This window comes from Streptomyces sp. NPDC048257 (assembly GCF_043201855.1).
Lineage (GTDB): Bacteria > Actinomycetota > Actinomycetes > Streptomycetales > Streptomycetaceae > Streptomyces.
The window spans coordinates 1-1155 of record NZ_JBICZI010000055.1 but is presented as its reverse complement, the minus strand read 5'-3'; the positions used below and the strand labels follow the sequence as shown (position 1 = coordinate 1155).

1 protein-coding gene is annotated in these 1155 nt (G+C 73.0%); it reads left to right on the top strand.

What is annotated here, in order from left to right:
• Window positions 1–1155 (top strand): DEAD/DEAH box helicase (locus ACGFZK_RS37300; protein WP_393853276.1); only part of this gene is annotated, 1155 nt, incomplete at both ends.

The window sequence follows — 1155 nt, the reverse complement described above, 5'->3', positions numbered from 1 at the left end:
CCGCTTCGGCTCGCCCGCCCCCAGCCGTTCCAGTGGTCCGAGCCGCTCGGGCGGTTACGGTCGCCGGCCCGCCGCGGTCCAGGGTGAGTTCGCCCTGCCGAAGACGATCACCCCCGCGCTGCCCGCCGTGGAGGCGTTCGCCGATCTCGACATGCCGGCGGAGCTGCTGGCCGCCCTGGGCACGCAAGGGGTCTCGGTGCCGTTCCCGATCCAGGGTGCGACGCTGCCGAACTCCCTCGCGGGCCGTGACGTCCTCGGCCGTGGGCGGACCGGTTCCGGCAAGACCCTGGCCTTCGGCCTCGCCCTGCTGGCCCGCACCGCCGGACAGCGTGCCGAGCCCCGTCAGCCGCTGGCCCTGGTCCTCGTACCGACCCGCGAGCTGGCCCAGCAGGTCACCGACGCCCTCACCCCCTACGCCCGCTCCGTCAAGCTGCGGCTGGCCACGGTCGTCGGCGGGATGCCCATCGGACGGCAGGCGAGCGCGCTGCGCGGCGGCGCCGAGGTCGTCGTCGCCACCCCGGGCCGGCTGAAGGACCTCATCGACCGTGGTGACTGCCGCCTGAACCAGGTCGCGATCACCGTCCTGGACGAGGCCGACCAGATGGCCGACATGGGCTTCATGCCGCAGGTCACCGCCCTGCTCGACCAGGTACGCCCCGAGGGCCAGCGGATGCTCTTCTCCGCGACCCTGGACCGCAACGTCGACCTGCTGGTGCGCCGCTACCTCACCGACCCGGTGGTGCACTCGGTGGACCCCTCGCAGGGTGCGGTGACGACGATGGAGCACCACGTCCTGCACGTCCACGGCGCGGACAAGCACGCCACGACGACGCAGATCGCCGCCCGCGACGGCCGCGTGATCATGTTCCTCGACACCAAGCACGCCGTGGACCGTCTCACCCAGGACCTCCTCAACAGCGGGGTCCGCGCCTCGGCCCTGCACGGCGGGAAGTCCCAGCCCCAGCGGACCCGGACCCTGGCCCAGTTCAAGACCGGGCACGTCACCGTCCTGGTCGCCACGAACGTGGCCGCGCGCGGCATCCACGTCGACAACCTCGACCTCGTCGTCAACGTGGACCCGCCCACCGACCACAAGGACTACCTCCACCGCGGCGGCCGCACCGCCCGCGCCGGTGAGTCCGGCAGCGTCGTCAC